The organism is Pseudoalteromonas sp. CST2, from assembly GCF_028599385.1.
Lineage (GTDB): Bacteria > Pseudomonadota > Gammaproteobacteria > Enterobacterales > Alteromonadaceae > Pseudoalteromonas > Pseudoalteromonas atlantica.
This window is the reverse complement of the sequence record NZ_JAQREO010000023.1, coordinates 23,491-29,760: the sequence shown is the minus strand read 5'-3', so window position 1 is coordinate 29,760 and position 6,270 is coordinate 23,491. Positions and strand designations below refer to the sequence as shown.

Here is a 6,270-nt window from a genome sequence, read left to right as displayed (position 1 = left end):
GGCACCGCAGCTGCATCTCATTTATGGTTAATTTAATGGCTGGATTAATTGCCTATACTTTTCAGACTAAAAAGCCGAGTATAAAAGTGACTCGACTTTAATTCTTATGCAGATCTGAGGTTAATTACACAATAACCAGCAACACCTTAAAATACATCTAGGCGAAAATTTCACGGGAGCATAGGCCTAGCGCGTATTACCTTTACTGCGAATGATCGGGGCAACCTTCAAAGGAGCTAGCTCAAATAAGCTCAGTTCGGTATTCCCGCCAATTGACTCGACCGAGAGGCCATTTTCTCCGGGGGCACCGAATACAAGATTTGAAAGTACAACTTCTCCGTTATTTACAAAGACCTCAATGGATGTTGTATCTACAATGATATCCAACATGACAAAGCCATCGCGCATTTGTACGGGCGACTTTCGAACCTCGCGGTAAACTTTGGGCATCGCATTGGCTATAGCATCACTATCGCGTTGGATAAATACAGTATCATTCGCAAGGTTGTACCCAACGATAGAAAAGTGCTTTTTTCCTTCCTTAAGTCGGAAGCGGACCTCTTTAGCATCTGAATCTGCATTAATCTTCACACGGAGACGATAGGCGTCGGATGGAGGTTGAGGGAGTGTCGTTTTCGACGCTTCCGTCACCAGAATATTAGATTGAGCTACTGTACTGCCTTCAAGTTTGTTGATCGCATTTATGGGTTGCGATACAAGTTGTGGCTTACCGCCGACGGACTGAAGCATGATGCGCCGTACGACCGAGTTAGCTCCCCCGTGCCAGTCATCGGTTGGGAGTTTGGTGGCGTAGGCCCAGTTATTAAGCCAACCGATGGCATAGCGCGAAGTAAGGCGTTCGGCGTCATTGTTGCGGGGGTCGTCCCATGTCACTGCGGCATAAAAGTCGGCGCCGAAGTCTAGCCATTGAGGTTCATCGTGATCAGCGGTGAAATGTTCTCCGTCCCATTCTCCGGTCCAGTACACAGTTCCCGTGGTCATTCCTTTTTTAAAGCCGTTCGCGCCAGTTACCAGCACCCATCGTGTAGTTGCAGTGTCACCGTTGACCGACATTCGGAACAGGTCTGGACATTCCAGAATTCCAAGGTCGCTGCGCTTGAACCCAGACTGATACTTCCAATGCTTCAAATCGGGCGATGTGTAAAAGCCGATCTTATGGCCCTCAGCCAGAACCATCAACCATTCATTGCGCGTGTCGTCCCAGACTATTTTAGGATCACGCCAATGCTGGGATCCTGGGTTGTCCATAATAGGGTTGTCTTGGTACGCCTTAAATCGATAGCCGCCGTCAGTCGAGACAAAGAGTGATTGACGCTGCACACCCTCGTGCTGTTGAGTCATAATGGCTATTACCGCGCCAGGACCGAAGCCTGCAGTGTTATTGATGTCAATTACTGCGCTGCCGGTTTCAATATCGCCGAGGCCATTCTTATACTTATCGATTGCCACGCCGTGATCTTGCCAGTGCACAAGGTCAACCGAGGTTGCGTGGTACCACTCAGTACCATTCCCTATAGGATAATCGGCATTGTAAAGGTAATAGTAGTGCCAGATACCGTCAATCATAATTGGACGCTGAGGATCGTTCATCCAGTGTTTTTCGGGGGTCAGGTGCATTGCGGGTCTATATCGTGCCCAATTAGTCGGACGCTGGTATTTAGATGATTTTTCTGTCAACAGGGGCAACGGTGAGGAGCTGATTGCTGCTTCGGAACCGAATTCAACGGCCGATGACCCCCCTGAATTGAACAGCGCGACCAACATGCAAATTGCCAAAGACCAGCGACTTGCAGATATTAAAATAAAATTGTTATTCATAACTCTCCTTATTGGAAAATCGGATAAAAAGTAAAGTAGTTGCGCAAAGGTACTCAATGAGCATGATAGATGGTATGGGCGGTACAAAAAAATTGTAAAATAAAGAAATGCAGTGCTTCAAAAGTCACTGCCGCAAAACAAAAAAAACCGACTGACAGTTTGTGAGGCTGTCCAATGAATCCGCATACTTTTATTTGCCAGGTACAAATAAGAGAGAAGAGGATACGTCGGTACAACACATTCTCCTCTTCCCCCTTGTAAGGACTATATAAGTTAATTTACTAAAGTTATTGCTTAAGTGGCTTGATCTGTCCGCCCGAATTCACATTCAGGTTTGCAGGGATATCGGCCCAACCACCTAGCCCATAACCATTTACGCCATAGGAATAATCAACCTCTGACGAGTCGCCGTTAATTTTTATCCTAACTGTAGGTGCAAGTGTCCCACCACGGCGAAAGTTTTCTTTAGTGCCGATTGTGTCGATGAACGATTGGATTAAACCACCAGGCATCACATAGTGTGAGTATGACTGGAATTGACCTGGATGCTGATTATAGTCTGGCGCAAACGGGCTACCTGGCCAGTAATTGAGGTTTGTTGGGTTACCGAGCACCAGCCCAGATCCCTGGTTCATCGGCTGGTAATCGCTGCGAATACCGTTGCCTACGAAACCATATACGCCCTCGGGGCCAGTAATACCTGTTGCATATGTAGTGCTGTGGCTAATAGTGAAAAGATAGTATTTGCCATCTTGTTGGTAAATCTGCGGTCGTTCAGTCTGGTCGGTGACACAGTTTGCAGATAGAATAGGCGGCAGAAATTCCCACTCGGTCAGGTCGTCGTTCGTAGCCCTGGCCAGACCAACGTTACCGATTTGAAAGGGCGCACCCGATGCATTCACTTGGGTTACGGTTTCTGCATAAGGGTCGCCGTCCCGGTAGCCAAGGTCGTCCGCATCACACTGTGCAGTTGCCCGGTCCATCGCCGTGTTGCCCTCAAATACCATATAGGTCTCACCTGGATGAGCCGGATCTTCGAAAGTAAACGGGTCGCGGAAGTTATAGTAAGGGTTTTGCTCAGCATTTTGGTAGTAAGTGCCGTCAGCCTCGAGTAACGACGTAACCTTATTGAACCCGGTGAATCTCACACCGTGTTTATTAGCATGCACATGGCCTACGCTTAGGGCGAGTCGAGAGTCGTACGGTTTGATGTCCGGTCCACCGTTTTGGTCTCGGTAGAATGCAACATCTGTGAAAAATAATTTTATTTCACCACCTGGAAAAATACGCGCCGAGCCTGACCACTGGGTCTGGTGGCTATAAGACTGGTCCTCGAAAATTTCACCGGTGACACCTTCATCGAACACGAGACCACCATAGGTCCAACCACCATTTTCTGGGCGTTGATCAGCGGAAATCCCAGCCGGCCGATAGAAGTAGCCGATCTTTGCGTAAACGTGACGATCATCAAAGCCAAGGCTACGGTCGGCTACTAAAGAAAAAATGATTTCCTGTCCATTAACACTGTACTGATTAGCATTCTCGTCAGTAAGAGGCCAAGAGTCCCATACCCAGACCTGTTCGTTCGACATGTCGGGAAAGTTTTGCGGGATATCAGGCATAGTATATTCTTCAGGCATCGAATTTTGACGTGAACCTGCCGTCGGATCAGACATGCGCTTGATTTGACGTGCATCAGCCCGCGTCCACTTCGCAGTGAAATTACTCTCAGGTGAAAATGCCTCTTGGGTGTGAAGTGTCGGCTCGGGACCTGGCTGTAGATAAGGTTCTGCAACAGCTGCCGTTGTTAAACCCAGAAATGCACACAAAATTGGGATTGTCGATTTACTTATTTTACTATCCATCAATATCTTCTCACTAAATTGAAAATGTTTCCCGTAAAAGAATAGCCTCTTCCTAATAAGACACCCTGTTACCCTAGTCTAAATCAATTATCCTCAGTGAAAACCAATTGTATTCACTTGAACGTATGCGACTTTTAAAGCGAAATCGATTCGGACAAAGGCTAAAGTTTATCCTCTGGAATTAGCCAATAAATTCAGGCGTAATAATGCCCTCGCTAATTGATATTAGCAGTGTGACTATATACTAATCTCTCGACTACTTAAACGATTAAGTTGTGTATTTAGTAAGAGTGTACTGATTTAATAATATAAATATAAACATAAACATAAATATAAAAACTAATGCATGAATTAACTTTTAAAAAATCCGATTAATTCATCTCTAATTAAGGTTTTGTCGTGTATATGGGACGTAAAGGGTTAGTGTTTACTTATAAACTTAATGGGTGCTCTAGAGGGGAAAAATAAAATTGTGAATATTAATGCTGTAAAACTAAATTTTAATGCTTTAAGGTTGTGATTCTGCATTTAGGTTTTAACTGAAAAACAATGTATTTATCACCATTCGGTACTAGGTTCATTAGGGTTTTACTTAATCGATTAAGTTAATCTGGGGAAAGGGGGCATTAGTTTTAGACTGGTGCTTATGTATTGGAAAAATGAACCCCGAATATAGGATTACGTATTGTTATTCTCCGATGAGTCAAAAACGATACTGACTCATAAAATACTGTTGCTTTGGGTCTTGAAAAGCATTCCCGCCAAGGTTTTTAATCTTCATCAAGGCATCTAATTTTCGACCATATGTTTAAGCAAGAAGTATACGTTTTAATAACTAGGCAAATTACCACTTCAAATCACTTACTGTAATAGATGTTTTCAAACGATTTCTCGTTGTTTAAGAAATTTACCTAATAAAAAACATAATTATTTTTAGAGTGTAATTTAGTTAATAAATCTCAATTTAAGTGCCATATTTCATTATAAATCAATAAGTTCTCAACGCGCCGTGGATTCTCGATTTAAGTGGCACTGATCTCATAGTTACCATTCTCAAGTTGATCGGCGCCATATAACTTGAGAATCTCAGCCATGTAATAAGATTTCAAAACAATAACTTAGCTTGTATTTTTTATGGGTACTGCGCCTCTTAAATTGAGAATTATTTATAGCTAAAAACTGCCCCAACACAAATTCTCATCCAGCCAAAAAGTTCTCATTCTGCCTTGCAGATTCTCATTCTGCCACTGAAGAACTCTGACTTGATTTTAATGAGCACATAATTAAGTAGATTCTGTATTCGGTAAATTAGTGGCGAACACTATACGCTAATATTTACTTAGTAAAAGTGTAGTAAATCGATTAGAAAATGGATTTTTAGGATAAAGAGAAATGAAGCCATTTAAGTGAAAGCTAAAATGCAGATATGCGAAGCTTCATTTGTAATGTTGAGTTAATTCAAATTTGGTTTGATTTAGGTTTAGTTATGGATGAAGTTACTAAACCTTTATTAAAAAAGGGAAAGTTAAACTTATTGATATTCAGTCGGTTAGTTTTAGTGAACTGCCGGTATTGTTATTAATAAAGCATAGACCGAGAACATGTCTCGGCCTAAAAATTAAAGTTGAAATTACAAAGTACTAAATGTCGAGTGATAGCTGTTTGTTTTGCGTTTTCGCCAACTTCAAAGTATCACAATTAAGTATACGTTTTGAATTATTGCCATGAATGTAAACGGGCCTGAGCTTACCGGTATTAATCAACCTCATTAGTTCTACCTTTGGTATACCGGTGACTTCAGCTACGTTTGCAACGGACATCGTTTTATCTCTTATAAGTTGAGTATGTAATTTACAAAAGGTATCGAATGCTTCAGGCAAAACGTGTATGGAATGCATTAAGTCTAATGAAGGTTTGTATGTTATTAATAATTCTTTATTTTTAGCAGCTATCAGTACATCAGTTATACAGATATTATGAAGAGCCATAAAGCGACGTAGCTCAGAAAGGGGGACGTAATCTTTATTGTGGCTGAACTCGGCTAAAAAGGTATAAACACCTGATATTTCAACGCGAGTATCTGTTCTTAAGGCCTTTTTTGAATCAGTTCTTATCAATCCAACTTCGACTAAAAGAGCGATTTGTTTAAACGTTACCCCAATTATAGAGGAGGCTGTTTGAGCTTCAAACCAAAGCTGAGTTATGGGAGCTTTTGAACGAATATACTCGCTATTATACATTTCATATAGTGTGGATAATGACCCCCATTCACATAGCAAATTCTGAACAATAATTTCAATTTTGTGAAACTCAATGTTCAACGGTAGATCTGTTGGTACACGTTTAGCCCTTTCACTTAAGAATACTCTAGCACTATCTGGGTTATTAAGAATATCAGCCGCTCTATTTAATAATGTGGAGGTAATCTCCTTTGGTGGGAAACTCGTTCGTGTATTACTATCGTCAACTATCACTTTAGCTATGAGGTATGCATCGTGGACTTGTTCAGGTGATTTTAATTGATTATTCAATGGTATATGCGTTAAGCGTAAGCCGCATAAAGGTG

The 6,270-nt window shown here is 41.9% G+C and carries 3 protein-coding genes and 1 pseudogene; 1 reads left to right on the top strand and 3 read right to left on the bottom strand.

Going from position 1 to position 6,270, the window contains the following annotated elements; translation table 11 throughout:
• A pseudogene (locus PSH41_RS20155) lies at positions 1–101 on the top strand (IS982 family transposase); the annotation flags it as partial.
• An 85-nt stretch (positions 102–186) separates the two neighbouring features.
• Here the strand turns inward: PSH41_RS20155 and PSH41_RS19485 are convergent.
• The 3 genes from PSH41_RS19485 to PSH41_RS19475 form a co-directional block, all read right to left on the bottom strand.
• Positions 187–1,839: a glycoside hydrolase family 32 protein gene (locus PSH41_RS19485; RefSeq protein WP_273590011.1), complete on the bottom strand. Its 1,653-nt coding sequence runs from the start codon at positions 1,837–1,839 to the stop codon at positions 187–189.
• Between the two features lie 287 nt (positions 1,840–2,126).
• Entirely contained in the window at positions 2,127–3,704 is a 1,578-nt protein-coding gene (locus PSH41_RS19480; protein ID WP_273590010.1) for a glycoside hydrolase family 68 protein, read from the bottom strand.
• Positions 3,705–5,344: 1,640 nt separating this feature from the next.
• Positions 5,345–6,235 (bottom strand): hypothetical protein, encoded by an 891-nt coding sequence (locus PSH41_RS19475; protein WP_096042864.1) that lies wholly within the window; start codon positions 6,233–6,235, stop codon positions 5,345–5,347.
• Positions 6,236–6,270 lie beyond the last annotated feature (35 nt).

What these genes read in the sequence shown, in the direction of transcription:
- PSH41_RS19480 (WP_273590010.1), bottom strand. Translation starts at nt 3,704, where the DNA reads ATGGATAGTAAAATAAGTAAATCGACAATCCCAATTTTGTGTGCATTT.
- PSH41_RS19485 (WP_273590011.1), bottom strand. Translation starts at nt 1,839, where the DNA reads ATGAATAACAATTTTATTTTAATATCTGCAAGTCGCTGGTCTTTGGCA.